Genomic DNA, 14777 nt, shown 5'->3' on the forward strand with positions numbered 1-14777 from the left:
CATACCTGGTTGCGGTCGACGATGGTCCGAAGGACGTCGCCGTCCAACTCATTCACGTCATTCTCCGGTCGGGTGCATCGCGGCGCGGGTCGCGGTGATGACGTTGGTCGTCACGCCCGGCTTCGGCAGTGCAACGCCGATCAGGCAGTCGCGCGTGATGATCTCGACTAGCTGATCCTCGGTCCAGCCGTCGGTTCCGGCCGGCCGCATGGGCATCACCATGAAGCGGTGCTTCTGGTTGGAGTCCTGCACCCGGACCTCGACGTCGTCGCCGAGGTAGAGCCCGAACTCCGAGAGCACCTGACGCGGCCAGCGGACGAGTCGCCTGCGGTAGTTGGGCGTGCGATACCACTCGGGGGAGTTCCCGAGGATCGGCCGCGGGTAGCACGAGCAGAGCGCGCACACGATCACGTGGTGCACCGTGGGGGTGTCCGCGAGGATCTGGAAGGCCGTGAAGTCACTGGGGGTGCCGAATCCGGTCGGCTCGAGCCAGTCGACGCCGACTTCCTTGCTGGCGGTCATCGGTTCGTCGAGTGCTAGCCGATGGAAGTCGGGATCGAGCCACGCGCGGGCCACCAACCGGGCTGCCGGAGTGGGGCCGATCTGCTCGGCGAACTCCGTGAACAGCCGGTGCTCCTCGGCGGTGAAGATGCCCTTCTCGATGCACAGCTCGCGGAGCGCGATCTCGAGGACTTCGAAGTCGGTGACCTCGTCGACCATGGGCTTGACGGTGCGATCGTGATCGTGGTCGTGATCATGGGCGTGATCGGTCATGTGCGTCCGTTCAGTTGGCGGCTTGCAGCCAGCGCTCGGGGATCTCGGTGCGGAGGCTGTCGGTGGCCGGACCGTTGAAGTCGTCCCACAGCTCGGCCATGCTGAACTGCACGACGTAGAACCACTCCGGTTTGGCGTCGGGGATGTCCCAGGTCTCGTCTTCGGCCGCAGGGCTCTCGTAGGCCACGGCGGCGATCTCACCCCGTGCGCCGCGCACGTATTCGGGTGTGCGCGTATAGAACAGCACCGGCAGCTCACGTACGACGACCGGGTCGCCCACGCTGAACTTGGGCTCGTCCGCCTTGCCGGCATAGACCTGCGGATCACCCTTGCCTCGAGCGTGCACGATGTGGCTGTTGCGCTTGACCTGAGATCCGTCGCCTTGGAACCGGGGGTGCGCCGCCAGGGTCTTGCCCGCGAGCCCGCCGGCGTAGCGATCCTGGACTTCGGCCATCCGCTCGGAGAGCTCGGTCAATCCGATGTGATGCTTCTCGACCAGCACGCGTGCCACCGATAGCAGCCATCGGCCGTAGTACGGAAGGCCGAGATACATGGCGCGCTGCACGTCGACGTTGCCAATGCGTCGCCGCTCCTCGGACAACCAGATGCCGCGCCAGGCAAGGACTTCGCACATCACGTAGGTCATGTGCTCCCAGTACTCGTAACCCTTGTTCTCGTACTTCATCGGCGCGTCGGGCTCACCACCGACGTCGTGCACGGGCTTCGTGTACGCGACGAACCGGCCGTGGTCGACGAGGTCGGGGGTAGGTGCGTCGGGAAGCTCGGGGTACGACGACTTCAGCCGCGCGACGAGTTCCAGTTGGGTGGCACGTTCAGCCGCGTTGCTCATTGGCGGTCCTTCGCTGTCCCGGCCAGTTTGCCGAGCTCCCTAAGGACCGGAGATTAGCATCGGCGCAGATGGGGGGCAATGGTCACGATCGACCCCAGCCGGGTCTCAGCCCGCGGTGATCCACTGACGTGCGGCCTCGACGTCTCCGGCGGGGAAGTGTCGGATCTCAGCCGAGATGAAGTGGATCGCCAGATACTCTGCGACGTCCCCCAGGTGGGAATCGGTGACGACGGCGATCTTCTTGACGTCCTTGTGATGGTCACGAACGAAGCGGATGTGGGTGACCATCGCGCCGAAGCTCTCCCAGCCCGGGAACTTCGGCGCATCGATGATGAGACCCGACAGGCCACCGACCGTCTCGATGAAGGGATCGACGATCGTGGCGAGCCGCGTGAAGTCACCTTCCTCCAGCGAGGATTCCGGCCTGATGTGCAAGATCGCGTGCTCGGTATCCAAGTCGACGTCAATCATGTTGCGCTCCTCCACTAATCGATTACTGGCAACGCATCTTCATGTCATGAAGGGGCTGCCGGATTCCGGCGAGCTCGGCTTTCGTCTGCGGGTTGGCGTCGAGGTAGGTGACCGCCTGGTCGCGACTCTGCTCCCGCGGCTCACCCTTGAGGCTGGAGAAGAACGCATTGACGTCGGGATGGGTGAACATGTACACCGAGGTGGCCGCAGCTACCCCGGCGGTGATCTGCTCGAAGTCCCCTACCGAACACCCGGGGACCGGCGGCGGTGGGTCGGCGAACGCGGACGGGCCAGCGACGACGAGCGTCGCTCCCGCGATCGCACCGGCTCCAATCGCGGTGGCTAGTGCGCGGCGCACGGAATGCGTTGGTGACGACATGTCTCGATCTCCTAGAGTCGTGAGCCCAAGGGGCAAGCGGTGATTGGCGTTGAACCGATGCGGACGTCAGCGGCGTCCACCGCCACCACCGCCACCGCCGCCACCGCCGCCACTGCTGGAACCGCGGTCGGTCTGCAGCGCCGTACTGCCGCCGGCGGGATTGAAGTACCACTCGTTGTCATAGGGGTATTGCTCGTCCGGAGCGGACACCGTCGGCGAGTAATCCGCTGAGCTGCCACCTGATTGGACGTCACCTGATTGAGCGTCGCCGCCCTGACAGACGGTGACCGCGGGATCGCAGGAGTCCGCGACTGCGCCCGGCGAAGCGAGGAGTGCCGCCGCGGCACCCGCAGCACTGAGGGCCGCCACCCCAAACCGTTGGATTCGCACGATGAACCCCTCCCCTCGTCGGCCACGATGTCTAGCAACGCGGTCAACGTTGCCCACGCCGCGGCCGACTGGACAGGGTATTTCTCCCCTAACTGCGCGGCGAACGCCCCTAGCTCGGGGTCAGTCTCTGCGCCCGGCGTCCTCCACGCGCAGCACCGCGACACCCTCCTCGTCGGATGCGGTCAGGTCCACCACGACGTCCAAGCCCCAATCATGGTCTCCGGCAGGGTCGTCCAGGATTTGACGCACGTTCCACACGTCGGGTTGACGGTCGATGATCAATAGCGCCGGTCCACGCGCGTCTGCGCCGGTACCGACGTCGTCGTGCTCGTCGTAGTACTCCCGCCCGACCTCGGCCCAGCGTTCCGACGTCCAACCGGAACCGCCGTCCAGCTCCCCGAGGTCGTACCAGCGGCCGCGGGCGAACAACTCCACCCGACGGAAGAGCGCGTTGCGGACCATCGCGGTGAACGCCCGCTCGTTGCCGGTCATCGGACGAGGGCGGGCGGGCACGGCCACCGGCGCGTCCAGCGGCTGATCCGGACTGGTCAGCTGCTCCCATTCGTCGAGCAGGCTCGAGTCCACCTGGCGGACGAGCTCGCCGAGCCATTCGACGACGTCGGTCACCTCCTCGGTGCGTGCCGCCGCAGGGACGCCGGACCGCAGCGCCTTGAACGCATCGGAGAGGTAGCGCAGGACGGCTCCCTCGGAGCGGGTCAGCCCGTAGACGCTGACGTACTCACGAAAGGTGAAGGCCCCCAGCCACATCTCGCGCACGATGGACTTCGGCGACAGCTGACCGTCCGCGGCCCACGGGTTGCTCTGCAGGTACAGCGCGAAGACGTGTTCGAGCACGTCCGCGAGAGGTTTCGGATAGGTGACCTCGTCGAGCAGCGCCATCCGTTCGTCGTACTCGATGCCCTCGGCCTTCATCGCGGCCACGGCCTCGCCCCTGGCCTTCTTCAACTGTGCAGACAGGATCTGCCGCGGGTCCTCCAGCGTCGCTTCGATCACCGAGACGACGTCCATCACATAGGTATCCGACGCGGGGTCGAGCACGTCGATCGCGGCGAGCGCGAACGTGGACAGCGGCTGGTTCAGGGCGAAGTCCGGCGGCAGGTCGACCGTCAGCCGGTAGCGGCGTCCGTCGGCCTCGGGCTCGTCGAGCCGTTCGAGCACTCCGGCCTGCAGCAGCGAGCGGGCGATGCCGACCGCCTCGCGGATGTGCCGCAGTTGTCGCTTGCGTGGTTCGTGGTTGTCGGTGAGCAGTCGCCGCATCGCGACGAACGGGTCGCCGGGACGGTCGACGACGTCGAGGATCATCGCCGTCGAGACCCGCATGTTGCTGGTCAACGGTTCGGGGGTGGCCTCGACGAGCCGTAGTTGAGTCTTCTCGCTCCACGGCACCATACCCTCGGGTACCTTGCGGCGCACCAACTTCCGGCGCTTCTTCGGATCGTCGGCAACCTTGGCGAACTGTTTGAGATTCTCCACCTCGTGCTCGGGTGCCTCGACGACGACGGTGCCGGCGGTGTCGTAGCCGGCCCGTCCGGCACGGCCCGCGATCTGGTGGAATTCGCGGGCGTTGAGCAGTCGCGTGCGGGTGCCGTCGTACTTCGACAACGCCGAGAAGACGACGGTCCGGATGGGCACGTTGATGCCGACGCCGAGGGTGTCGGTACCGCAGATGACCTTGAGCAGCCCGGCCTGTGCCAGCTGCTCGACCAGTCGGCGGTACTTGGGCAGCATTCCGGCGTGGTGCACCCCGATGCCGTGTCGCACCAACCGCGACAGGGTGGACCCGAAGGCCGACGAGAAGCGAAAGGCACCAATGAGTTCGGCGATCGCCGCCTTCTCCTCCTTGGTGCTGACGTTCACGCTCATCAGCGCCTGCGCCCGCTCGAGTGCCGACGCCTGGGTGAAGTGGACGACGTAGATCGGCGCCTGCTTGGTGTCGAGGAGGTCCTGGATCGTCTCGTGCATCGGCGTCGTCGCGTAGTAGTGGTGCAGCGGAACGGGGCGCTCGGCGTTGGCGACCAGCGCCGTCGGCCGGCCGGTGCGGCGGGTGAGGTCATCGCGCAGGAACGTGACGTCACCGAGCGTGGCGGACATCAAGAGGAACTGGGCCCTCGGGAGTTCGAGGAGCGGGACCTGCCAGGCCCAGCCGCGGTCCGGGTCGCCGTAGAAGTGGAACTCGTCCATCACGACCAACCCGATGTCGGCGGACGCGCCCTCGCGCAAAGCGATGTTGGCAAGCACCTCGGCGGTGCACGCGATGATCGGCGCTCCGGCGTTGACGCACGCGTCCCCGGTGAGCATGCCGACGTTGGCCGCGCCGAACACGTCGCACAGGGCGAAGAACTTCTCGCTGACCAAGGCCTTGATGGGTGCGGTGTAAAAGCTGCCGCCGTGCCCTGCAGAAGAGCGAGCCAGCGCGGCGTACAGCGCGCCGGTGGCCACCAGGGACTTGCCGGAACCGGTCGGGGTGGCCAAGATGACGTTCGCGCCGCTGACCAGCTCGATCAGCGCCTCCTCCTGCGCCGGGTAGAGCACCGTGCCACTGGCCTCCGCCCAGGCGGCGAACGAGGCGAACAGGTCGTCGGCATCGGCGCCCTTGGCGCGCAGCGCCGCCAGGTCGGTGGGGTCCAGCAGGGGAGGGGCCATCGTCATCGTGAGGACCAGCCTGCCCGATCGCCGTCGCGGGCGTGTCGGTCAGCCCTCGGGAGCGTCTCCCGGAGGGGAGGAGTCCGCCTCGTCGCGCTCCTCCTCCAGCCGTTCCTTGCTCCGTAAGAGCCGCAGGAGTGTGACCAGGCCGAGGCCGCCGAGCATGTTGCCGAGCAGGTTGTACCAGAACCAGCTCAGCCAATCCAGATAGCCGAACGGGGCGTCACCGGTGAACAGTGCGCCGAAGATCAGCAGCGAGTCCAAGATCGAGTGGAACATCTGCAGACCGGCCAGGAGGAAGGCGCCGGCGACGGCGGCGGCGATCTTGCCGACCATCGAATCGGTGCCGTGCTGCATGCGGGTCATCAGCGTGATCACCATGCCGCCGAGCAACGTCAGGGCGACGGTCTGCGCCGTGATGGGCGCCGCAATGAAGTGCGTGGCCGACTCGACGGCCTCGTCGTGCAGCTTGGGGAACCCCGTCATGATCAGCCACATGATCACCCAGCCACCGAGCAGGTTGGCCAACAACGTCCCGGACCATAGTTTGGCCAGCTGAGCGACGCTCGCGCGCTTGGCCACCACGGTGGTGACGGGGATCAGGAATCCCTCGGTGAACAATTCGCTGCGGCCCAGCAGCAGCGCGAGGAAACCGATGGAGAACGCCAACCCGGCCAGCAGCGGGTCGTGGGTCGCGTACGAGACCGAGAGGTAGGCCAGCACCCCCATGGCGACCTCGGTGCCGCCGACGAATCCCGTCACCAGCACCTCGCGCCACGTCCGGTGCAAACGCTGGGTGCCCTCGCCGATCATGCGGACGAAGGCGTCCTCGAGCTCGTCCTCCAGGGGACTGTCGGTGGCCCCGAGGTCACGGTTGTTCGTCTCACCCACCCGGGAGAAATACCCGGTCCGGGCGGTTCCGAAGCCGCGGGGTGCGGACGATGTCGCCGCCCTGCCAGACTCTTGGGGTGTCTCCCGTGAACGGTCACATCTCGCACTGGTTCGACAAGATGCCCTCGCCCCGGTCGTGGCTGCCCGGCGACCGCGACGCCGACGTGTGCATCGTCGGGGCCGGCTACACCGGGCTGTGGACCGCCTACTACCTCAAGCGGGCCGACCCCTCGCTGCGCATCACCATTCTCGAAGCGCGGTTCGCGGGCTTCGGCGCCTCGGGTCGCAACGGCGGCTGGCTGTCGGGGCTGGCGCCCGGTGACCGCCACGCCATGGCTCGCCAGCATGGCCGCCAGAGCGTGCTCGACTGGCAGCGGGCGCTCAACGACGCGGTCGACGAGGTCGCGGACGTCGCTGCGCGCGAGGGGATCGACGCAGGCATCGTCAAGGGCGGCACCATGCAGATCGCCCGCAACCCCGCCCAGGCGAAGCGGCTCGCCGCCGAGCTCGCCGAGGAACGCGAATGGGGTGTCGACGGGCTCACCGAGCTGACGACGACCGAAGCGGCGCAACGGATTCGGTTCTCCCGCGTGGTGGCGGCTTATCACACGCCGCACTGCGCCCGGATCCAGCCCGCAGCGCTGGCGAGGGGACTCGCCGACGTCGTCGAGGCGCTCGGCGTGCAGATCTACGAGCAGACGCCGGTCACGGAGATCGCCCCGGGCCGAGCCACGACTGCCAGGGGCACCGTCAAGGCGCCCATCGTGTTGCGCGCCACCGAGGGCTTCACGGCGGCGCTGCCCGGCCTGAAACGGCGGTGGCTCCCGATGAACAGCTCGATGATCGCCACCGAGCCCATCAGCCCCGAGGTGTGGGACTCCATCGGCTGGGACGGCCGCGAAACGGTCGGCGACATGGCGCACGGGTTCTTCTACGCCCAGCGCACCGTCGATGACCGCATCGCCATCGGCGGGCGCAGTGTGCCCTACCGCTTCGCCTCGCGGACCGACGTCGACGGCAAGGTTCCCGGCCGTACGATCCGGCATCTCGCCGAGGTGTTGCACGACGTCCTGCCGCAGGTGCGCGACGTACCGATCGCCCACGGTTGGTGCGGTGTACTCGCCGTCCCGCGGGACTGGTCGGCGGGTGTCGACCTGGACCGGGCCACGGGTCTCGGCTGGGCCGGTGGCTACGTCGGCCACGGTGTCACCGCGACCAATCTGGCCGGGCGCACGCTCGCCGATCTGGTGCGCGAGGAGAAGACGCCGTTGACCGAGATGCCCTGGGTGGCTCACCGTTCGAAGACCTGGGAGCCCGAACCGTTGCGGTGGCTCGGCGTCCGCAGCCTCTACGTCGCGTACAAGGTCGCCGACCGACACGAGTCCGGCGGCCGCGCCACCACGTCGCCGATCGCCGGTGTCGCCGACCTGATCACCGGGCGGCCCTGAACTCGGTATCTCAGGCGGTCTCGGCCCTGGTCTTCAGACGCTGGAGCGTGACCTCGATGTGCTTGGCGTTCGCGCCGGTGCGGTCGCTCACCCCCGTGGCCAGTCCGGCGGGCTTGCGGAACCACGCGGGCCGGCGGTCCCACGTCTGCTCGGTGACGCGGCACCCGCCGTCGACGGGCTCGATGTCGTACCGCCAGTGGGCCACCGGGATGATGGCGCTCTTGACGTCGAACGCGAACACCCGGCCGGGCTCGGCGTGGGTGACCGTGCACTTGGTGGTCCACGACTTGCCGCCGTTGTTGTTACGACCCTTGAACACCGCGCCGGGGCGGGCGGCGTCACCGTCGACCCACTCCATCGCGGAGGTCTCCTCGGCGAGCGTCGCCATCGTCGGGAGATCGGTGATGATTGCGTAGACGTCGGCGCAGCTTGCGGCGATGGTGACCGAGGCCTGGGCCGAGGGTTCGCTCATGCGGTGATCGTAGCCAGCCGTTCCCGTATTCGGGTCGCTCCGGACCAGGAACCAGGGCCCGCTCCGCGTACGTTGGCCTTACATGACCGATCGCACCGTTCACGAGCCCACCGCCAGCCATCCCATCACCGTCACGCCGACCGGCCGACACGTCGTCGTCCGGGTGAACGGCGAAGTCGTCGCCGAGACCGACGCCGCGTTGACCCTGCAGGAGTCGACGTACCCCGCGGTGCAGTACGTACCGCTCGCCGACGTCTCGCCGACGGTGCTGACGCGCAGTGACACCACCACCTACTGCCCGTACAAGGGCGAGGCCAAGTACTACGACGTGGACGCCGCGGGAAACACCGTCGCCGATGCGATCTGGACCTACGAGCAGCCCTACCCGGCGGTCGCCGAGATCGCCGGTCACGTGGCGTTCTACGCGACCAAGGCCGACGTCACCGTCGCCTGAGCCCGATCCGGCCTAACCTTTGGCGGTGCCCAGTTCCACCGGCGTGACGCGCAGCGTCGACTTCGGTGCGGATCGGAGGGGGCCCGCCAGCCCGGCGATGACGCTGTCACCGCAGCGTCGCGGCGCCGGTGACCCCTGCTACCAACTGGTCGAGGGCGCGATCTGGAAGACCAGCCTGCTGCCCAGCGGACCGGTGACCGCGCGAATGGTGACGTCGGGCCGCGTCACCGTCGACTGCGAGGCGTGGGGTGACGGGGCCGAGGAGTTCGTCGAGCGCCTGCCCGCGCTGTTGGGCATGCACGACGACGCGGCCGGGTTCATGCCCGAGGAGCCGACGATCGCGGCCGCGTACCGTCGCGTGCCCCATCTACGCCTCGGCCGTACGGACCGCGTCATGGAAGCCCTGGTGCCCGCGATCCTCGAGCAGCGGGTCGCGGGCAAGGACGCGTTCCGGGCCTGGCGCCTGCTGGTGGCGAAGTTCGGTACGCCCGCTCCGGGACCCGCTCCGGCCCGCATGCGCGTGCCCCCTCCCGCCGACGTGTGGCGGCGCATCCCGTCGTGGGAGTTCCATCTCGCCAACGTCGACCCCGGCAGGGCGCGGACGGTGGTCGCCTGCGCGCATCGCGCGGACTCGCTCGAGCGGCTGTCGTCCCGCCCCGCCGCGGACGCTAGGGCGGCGTTGATGACGCTGCCGGGGGCCGGGGTGTGGACCGCCGCCGAGGTCGCGCAGCGGGCCTGGGGTGACGCCGACGCGCTGTCGATCGGCGATTACCACCTCTCCAACGTGGTCGGCTCGACGCTTCTGGGCCACCGGATCGACGACGAGGAGATGGTCGAGCTGTTGGAACCGATGCGACCACATCGGTACCGCGCCGTGCGATTGCTGGAGGTCAGCGGCCTGGCACGCAACCCGCGCTTCGGTGCGCGGCGGTCCATCCCGGATCTGCGCAGCCTCTAGCGAGGGTTAATCGCCGCCCCGGGCGGGTAGGACATCGGGGAGTCAAATCGAAGGAGCTTAACCATGACCCAATTCACCGTGCCCGGAATGTCGGCCAAAGAGGGCAAGGACGTTGCCACCCTGCTGCAGAAGCAGTTGAGCGCCTACAACGACCTGCACCTGACGCTCAAGCACATCCACTGGAACGTCGTCGGCCCGAACTTCATCGGCGTTCACGAGATGATCGACCCGCAGGTCGAGCTGGTCCGCGGTTACGCCGACGAGGTTGCCGAGCGGATCGCCACCCTCGGCGGGTCGCCGAAGGGCACGCCCGGCGCGATCATCAAAGACCGCACCTGGGATGACTATTCGATCGAGCGGGACACCGTGCAGGCGCACCTCGCCGCGCTGGACGTCGTCTACAACGGCGTGATCTCCAGCACTCGTGAGGCGATCGAGGCCACCGACGAGCCCGACCCCATCACCAACGACATGCTCATCGGGCACGCCGCCGAACTGGAGAAGTTCCAGTGGTTCGTGCGCGCGCACCTGGAGAACTCGGGTGGCCAGTTGATCACCGAGGGTGAGACCACGGAGAAGGGCGCGGCGAAGTCCGCCAAGAACGGCCGGAGCGCCCGAAACGGCAAGTCGAAGTAACCCGAATTCCTGATCGAGGCCCGCACCGAGAGGTGCGGGCCTTCGTCATTCTGCGGCCGCCTCGTCCAGGGCGTCGTCGCGGACGGGGCGATCGGCCAGTTCCTCGTTGCGGCCGAACAGGTATGGATAGGCCACCCCCGCGATCGCCGCGCCGACCAACGGGGCCAACCAGAACAGCCACAGCTGGGCCGGTGCCCCGTCGCCGTTGAAGAAGGCCACCCCGGTCGAGCGCGCGGGGTTCACCGAGGTGTTGGAGATCGGGATGGAGATCAAGTGGATCAGCGTCAGGGTCAATCCGATTGCCAAGCCCGCGAAGCCCTTTGGGGCCCGATCATCGGTGGCGCCGAGGATCACCAGAAGGAAGATGAACGTTAGTAGTACCTCGGTGATCAACACCGCGACCATCGAGTAGCCGAACGGCGAGTGCTCGCCGTAGCCGTTGGCCGCCATGGCGCCCGTGGGTTCGAAGTCCGCCCGGCCGTTGGCGATCACGTAGATCACGAGCCCGGCGAGCAGCCCGCCGACGACCTGGGTGATCCAGTACGCGGGCAGGGCCTTCCACTCCACCCGCTTGGCCAGCGCGGCGCCCAGCGTGACGGCCGGGTTGAAGTGTCCGCCGGAGATGGTGCCGAACGCGTACACGCCGGTGAGCACGGTCAGGCCGAAGGCGAGCGAGACGCCGAGGAACCCGATGCCCACCGACTTGTCACCGGCCGGGTCGGCCGCGAATACCGCAGCGCCACAACCGCCGAGGACCAACCAGAACGTCCCGATGAGCTCCGCTGCCAGGCGATGGAACATCGTTGGTGTTGTCATGACCACGAGCCTCCCTTGGCGCCTCTGAACTGAAGCGTCCGAGCAGAGGATCGCATGGCGTGGCGCCGAAGTGAGGCGTGTTCGGTGAATCTTGATCTTGTCGTCATCCAAGGCGTGCGCTGAGCCAGTCGACCAGCGGCCGGGTGGCCGTCCAGTCCGCGCGCACGGCACCGAGGAGGTCGGCGCTATGAATGATCGGCTCGAAGCCGTATTCCTTGCCGACCGTCAGGGAACGGTGCCGCAGCAACTCGATGCGTGGGTGGTCGGCGTCGTATCCGCGTGGTGCGGTCTTGAGCCGGTCACCGCCGACGGTGAAGCCGGCCTTCGTCAGTTTGGTCAGGATCCGTTGCAGCTGCTTGCCACCGGACTCGTCGACGATCGACGCCCGGATGCGGGCGAGGTCATCCCTGCTGGCGTCATAGAAACCGGCACCGGTGCGGACGCCGCGGGCCGCGATCTCGACGTACCAGCCGCAGGCGGGGCCGGCTCCGACGAAGGCACCCTGATGCGTCTTGTACGGCGTCTTGTCCTTGGCGAACCGGACATCGCGAAATGGGCGAAAGACCTTGGCGGGGCCGAACTCTGATTCCAGACCGGCACACAGCGCGGTCATCGGCGCCTTCACGCACCGTACGTAGACGTCCTGGTTCGCCGTCCAGAACGACTTGGTGTTGTCGACCTCGAGGTCGTCGTAGAAGTCGAGCGCGGTCTCGGGGAAGCCATCGAACACGGGCACCGGTTCGGTCATCTACTCGAACTCGTCCCTGGTGATCCGCGGCTCACCCCGCCGCTCGGCTTCGGCACTCTCCCGATTCAGCCGTTGGGACTGGTAGATCGACACGCTGCTGCGGGTGATCAGGAGGTAGGCGATGCCGACGGTGATCATTGCCCCGGGGAGGACTGAGAAGGACCCGGTCATCTCGGCCACCATGATCATCACCGCGAGGGGCGCATGCGCGACGCTGCCGAAGCAGGCCATCATCGCCACGACCACGAATACCCCTGGGCCAGAGGGAATCCCGGGCATACCGGCGAGATCGGCCAGCCTCCAGATAGCGGCGCCGACGAACCCGCCGATCACCATCCCGGGGCCGAAGATGCCACCGGAACCGCCGGTGCCGATGGACAGCGAGGTGGCGAGGATCTTGGCGAACGGCAGGATCAGCACGATCCAGAGCGGAATCGCCGCGAGGGTGTCCTCTGCCGACGCCAGCTGCACCCAGCCGTAGCCGCTGGACAGGATCTGCGGAATGGGCAGAGCCAGCAGGCCGACCAGCAGGCCTCCGATCGCGGGCTTGATCACCTTGTTCCCTGGCAGGCGGCGCGTCAGTGCCACGGTGCCGTAGAACACCCGCGCATAGAGGTAACCGACGGCCGCGGAGATGATTCCGATGACCAGGAACCATCCGAGTTGGGTGGGATTGAACCGATAATCGGGGGCGACGAAGCCGAACAGCGGGTCATAGCCGAGAAAGGCGCCGTAGATGGCGTACGCGGTGCCCGAGGTGATGAAGCCGGGGATTAGCGAGCGATAGTCGAAGTCCTCGCGGTAGACGATCGACGCGGCCAGCACCGCGCCGCCCAATGGCGCACCGAAGATGGCGCCGATACCCGACCCGATGCCCAACGACACCGCGACGCGCCCGTCGACGTCCGAGAGGTCCAGACGCCTGGCGAGGAGTGAACCGAAGCCGGCGGAGATCTGCGCGGTCGGTCCCTCACGGCCCGCTGATCCGCCGGAGCCGATGGTCAGCGCGCTGGACACCATCTTGACGAGCACCGCACGCGCCCGGATGGACCGCGGGTCGGTGTGCACCGCCTCGATCGCACTGTCGGTGCCGTGCCCCTCGGCCTCCGGTGCGAACTTGGCGACGATGAAGGCCGACACCAGCGCGCCGCCAAAGGTCACCAGGGGGATCGCCCAGGCCCGGTCGAAACCCGTCGACCCTCGATCGCCACCCTCGGCGGCAGCGGTGGGCGGTCGGTAGCCGCCGAGGTCGCCGAGCAGGAAGCGGCCCGCGTAGTCGAGGGCGAGGTAGAACACCACGGCACCGAGCCCGGCGATGACGCCGATGGAGATGCCGAGGATCAACCACTTGCGCAGGTAGCCCGAGTTGCGGACGAAGGCGCCCACCCAGCCGCCGGTGTCGCGCGCCATGGGCATTTGCGGATGCTAGCAGCGGTACGCGGTCAACCGCGCGACGATGGCGACCTTGCCGTCGCTGCCGACGGCCTGCGCGTCGGCCACTCCGCTGCGACGTCCCACCCGCAATGCGGTTCCGACGTAACGGGATTGGTCACCTGCGAAGAACTGCCGCAGGAAGTTCACGCGCAGCGACGCGGTGGCCAGCGGGTCGGCGGCACGATCGGCGTTGACCGCCGCCGAGGCGACGGCTTCGAGTCCGGCCGAGGCGATCCCGCCGTGGATGACGTCGATGCTGTTGTTCAACGCCGGGTCGAAGCCCTGCGGCAGCACGTGAGCGGCGCCCTCCCGGTAGGGGCCCCCGGTGGCCATGATCGCGGCCAGCCCGGTCTTGACGGCCTCCCCGCCGTCATCGGTCGGCCACGCGGCGAGCCGAGCCGGCGCTTGAACGTAATAGGACCGCACGGTCCCGGTCCCGACGATCGTTGCGCCGACGGCCAGGTCGCATTCTCCGAGCGCGGTCACGGACCTGGAACCGACCGGCCGGGCGGTGCCGATCACCGGCGTGTCCGGGTGGTCGGCGATCGTCGCCGCGCAGGTGGGCGTCAGTTCCAGCGACAGCTCACTGGTGACGGTCCACTCGTCGTCGGTGCGTCGGAAGTGGTTGACCAGCCCGGCCACGTGATCGACCAGCACGGCCAGGGGGCCCAGTCCCTGGGTTCCGGTGAGGGGGTTTGCCAGCCCGGACACGGGCAGGCTCGCCACGCAGCGGGCGGGTGTCTCCTCGTCGGTCTCGATCCGGAACCTGCCGATGGGAGTGTTCGTTGGGTGGCGCATCGCCGATCAGCTTCCCTCGTGCGCGTGGGCGCTGCGCAGGGGGTGCGACGGCAATCCGCACCCGGCCGTCACGGCGCCGGTGGTGGAGCGGTCAGCGCGTCACGCGGTGCGCCGCGGGAAATCTGCTGTTGGGCAACACCGTACGGCCCGCCGGGCTCCTCGTCGTCGACCGTGGGCGCCTCGATGGTCGGCGCGAGGTGAAGTACGTCGCCCGGCTGGCGGCACAGCGGGGCGCGATCGCGATGCCTAAGAATCCGATCAGGCTTTGCAGCAAATTCTCGCAGAGCTGTATGAGCAGCTCACGGCGCTGGATACTGGGTTATGGCAAATCAGACGTAAGGATCATGGCAGTACGGTGAAATCGACGCCGAGAGGCTTCGGGGTCCGGATGCACGCCACTGATTCACCCCAACAACGGATTTCGTCGTCGTCACCGATCCCGGGGACCGTCCTGCGGCACGTGCCCTCGGGGCCCGGTTAGGGTTGACTAAGTTGGCATGTCAGGCGGGGTTTGTCATATCGTTTCACCACTCGTGGCGAGTGGAGCAAGTTCCGTCGTTCAGTGCTGCACGCAGACAGACCCATCGCCCGCCG

The 14777-nt window shown here is 67.8% G+C and carries 16 protein-coding genes; 4 read left to right on the forward strand and 12 right to left on the reverse strand.

The annotated features are described in order from the left end of the window. Window positions 1-57: 57 nt before the first annotated feature. From scnC to QUE68_RS01230, 7 genes are all read right to left on the reverse strand, one after another. The gene (gene scnC, locus QUE68_RS01200; RefSeq protein WP_284232191.1) at window positions 58-774 is read right to left on the reverse strand and encodes a thiocyanate hydrolase subunit gamma; all 717 of its coding nucleotides are present in this window, start codon (window positions 772-774) and stop codon (window positions 58-60) included. Between the two features lie 10 nt (window positions 775-784). Next, window positions 785-1624: an SH3-like domain-containing protein gene (locus QUE68_RS01205; protein WP_284224134.1), complete on the reverse strand. Its 840-nt coding sequence runs from the start codon at window positions 1622-1624 to the stop codon at window positions 785-787. A 105-nt stretch (window positions 1625-1729) separates the two neighbouring features. Then, window positions 1730-2095 carry a SpoIIAA family protein gene (locus tag QUE68_RS01210; protein WP_284224135.1) on the reverse strand — a complete coding sequence of 122 codons (366 nt, stop codon included), beginning with the start codon at window positions 2093-2095 and terminating at the stop codon, window positions 1730-1732. A gap of 22 nt (window positions 2096-2117) precedes the next feature. Continuing rightward, window positions 2118-2474 (reverse strand): heme-binding protein, encoded by a 357-nt coding sequence (locus QUE68_RS01215; protein WP_284224136.1) that lies wholly within the window; start codon window positions 2472-2474, stop codon window positions 2118-2120. Window positions 2475-2540: 66 nt separating this feature from the next. Beyond that, window positions 2541-2864, reverse strand: a complete 324-nt coding sequence (locus tag QUE68_RS01220; RefSeq protein ID WP_284224137.1) for a hypothetical protein — start codon at window positions 2862-2864, stop codon at window positions 2541-2543. Window positions 2865-2984: 120 nt separating this feature from the next. Continuing rightward, complete coding sequence (locus QUE68_RS01225) at window positions 2985-5528, reverse strand: DEAD/DEAH box helicase (RefSeq protein ID WP_284234653.1); 2544 nt, start codon at window positions 5526-5528, stop codon at window positions 2985-2987. A gap of 48 nt (window positions 5529-5576) precedes the next feature. Next, window positions 5577-6419, reverse strand: a complete 843-nt coding sequence (locus tag QUE68_RS01230; RefSeq protein WP_284232194.1) for a formate/nitrite transporter family protein — start codon at window positions 6417-6419, stop codon at window positions 5577-5579. Between the two features lie 77 nt (window positions 6420-6496). On the opposite strand from QUE68_RS01230, the gene QUE68_RS01235 reads away from it, so the two are divergent. Next, window positions 6497-7867 carry an NAD(P)/FAD-dependent oxidoreductase gene (locus QUE68_RS01235; RefSeq protein WP_284224139.1) on the forward strand — a complete coding sequence of 457 codons (1371 nt, stop codon included), beginning with the start codon at window positions 6497-6499 and terminating at the stop codon, window positions 7865-7867. 10 nt (window positions 7868-7877) lie between these two features. Here QUE68_RS01235 and QUE68_RS01240 read toward each other — a convergent pair whose 3' ends face one another. Continuing rightward, complete coding sequence (locus QUE68_RS01240; protein ID WP_284224140.1) at window positions 7878-8339, reverse strand: SRPBCC family protein; 462 nt, start codon at window positions 8337-8339, stop codon at window positions 7878-7880. An 82-nt stretch (window positions 8340-8421) separates the two neighbouring features. Between QUE68_RS01240 and QUE68_RS01245 the strand changes: the two genes are divergently transcribed. The 3 genes from QUE68_RS01245 to QUE68_RS01255 all read left to right on the forward strand — a co-directional run bounded on the left by QUE68_RS01245 (window position 8422) and on the right by QUE68_RS01255 (window position 10387). Beyond that, on the forward strand, window positions 8422-8793 hold the full coding sequence (locus QUE68_RS01245) for a DUF427 domain-containing protein (protein ID WP_284224141.1): 372 nt from the start codon (window positions 8422-8424) through the stop codon (window positions 8791-8793). Window positions 8794-8890: 97 nt separating this feature from the next. After that, the gene (locus QUE68_RS01250; protein ID WP_284230575.1) at window positions 8891-9751 is read left to right on the forward strand and encodes a DNA-3-methyladenine glycosylase family protein; all 861 of its coding nucleotides are present in this window, start codon (window positions 8891-8893) and stop codon (window positions 9749-9751) included. Window positions 9752-9814: 63 nt separating this feature from the next. Next, a complete protein-coding gene (locus QUE68_RS01255) occupies window positions 9815-10387 on the forward strand; it encodes a Dps family protein (protein WP_284224142.1) in 573 nt (190 codons plus the stop codon). Window positions 10388-10432: 45 nt separating this feature from the next. On the opposite strand, the gene aqpZ is transcribed toward QUE68_RS01255, so the two are convergent. From aqpZ to QUE68_RS01275, 4 genes are all read right to left on the reverse strand, one after another. After that, window positions 10433-11203, reverse strand: a complete 771-nt coding sequence (gene aqpZ / locus QUE68_RS01260; RefSeq protein ID WP_284224143.1) for an aquaporin Z — start codon at window positions 11201-11203, stop codon at window positions 10433-10435. A 103-nt stretch (window positions 11204-11306) separates the two neighbouring features. Continuing rightward, complete coding sequence (locus tag QUE68_RS01265) at window positions 11307-11951, reverse strand: DUF2461 domain-containing protein (protein WP_284224144.1); 645 nt, start codon at window positions 11949-11951, stop codon at window positions 11307-11309. Continuing rightward, window positions 11952-13367, reverse strand: a complete 1416-nt coding sequence (locus tag QUE68_RS01270) for a chloride channel protein (protein WP_284224145.1) — start codon at window positions 13365-13367, stop codon at window positions 11952-11954. Window positions 13368-13376: 9 nt separating this feature from the next. After that, on the reverse strand, window positions 13377-14183 hold the full coding sequence (locus QUE68_RS01275) for a PaaI family thioesterase (protein WP_284224146.1): 807 nt from the start codon (window positions 14181-14183) through the stop codon (window positions 13377-13379). Window positions 14184-14777: the final 594 nt, after the last annotated feature.

Origin of the sequence: Mycolicibacterium sp. TUM20985 (assembly GCF_030295745.1) — a bacterium.
In the GTDB taxonomy this organism is placed as follows: domain Bacteria; phylum Actinomycetota; class Actinomycetes; order Mycobacteriales; family Mycobacteriaceae; genus Mycobacterium.

What these genes read in the sequence shown, in the direction of transcription:
- scnC (WP_284232191.1), bottom strand. Translation starts at nt 774, where the DNA reads ATGACCGATCACGCCCATGATCACGACCACGATCACGATCGCACCGTC.
- QUE68_RS01205 (WP_284224134.1), bottom strand. Translation starts at nt 1,624, where the DNA reads ATGAGCAACGCGGCTGAACGTGCCACCCAACTGGAACTCGTCGCGCGG.
- QUE68_RS01210 (WP_284224135.1), bottom strand. Translation starts at nt 2,095, where the DNA reads ATGATTGACGTCGACTTGGATACCGAGCACGCGATCTTGCACATCAGG.
- QUE68_RS01215 (WP_284224136.1), bottom strand. Translation starts at nt 2,474, where the DNA reads ATGTCGTCACCAACGCATTCCGTGCGCCGCGCACTAGCCACCGCGATT.
- QUE68_RS01225 (WP_284234653.1), bottom strand. Translation starts at nt 5,528, where the DNA reads ATGGCCCCTCCCCTGCTGGACCCCACCGACCTGGCGGCGCTGCGCGCC.
- QUE68_RS01240 (WP_284224140.1), bottom strand. Translation starts at nt 8,339, where the DNA reads ATGAGCGAACCCTCGGCCCAGGCCTCGGTCACCATCGCCGCAAGCTGC.
- QUE68_RS01245 (WP_284224141.1), top strand. Translation starts at nt 8,422, where the DNA reads ATGACCGATCGCACCGTTCACGAGCCCACCGCCAGCCATCCCATCACC.
- QUE68_RS01250 (WP_284230575.1), top strand. Translation starts at nt 8,891, where the DNA reads ATGACGCTGTCACCGCAGCGTCGCGGCGCCGGTGACCCCTGCTACCAA.
- QUE68_RS01255 (WP_284224142.1), top strand. Translation starts at nt 9,815, where the DNA reads ATGACCCAATTCACCGTGCCCGGAATGTCGGCCAAAGAGGGCAAGGAC.
- aqpZ (WP_284224143.1), bottom strand. Translation starts at nt 11,203, where the DNA reads ATGACAACACCAACGATGTTCCATCGCCTGGCAGCGGAGCTCATCGGG.
- QUE68_RS01265 (WP_284224144.1), bottom strand. Translation starts at nt 11,951, where the DNA reads ATGACCGAACCGGTGCCCGTGTTCGATGGCTTCCCCGAGACCGCGCTC.
- QUE68_RS01270 (WP_284224145.1), bottom strand. Translation starts at nt 13,367, where the DNA reads ATGCCCATGGCGCGCGACACCGGCGGCTGGGTGGGCGCCTTCGTCCGC.
- QUE68_RS01275 (WP_284224146.1), bottom strand. Translation starts at nt 14,183, where the DNA reads ATGCGCCACCCAACGAACACTCCCATCGGCAGGTTCCGGATCGAGACC.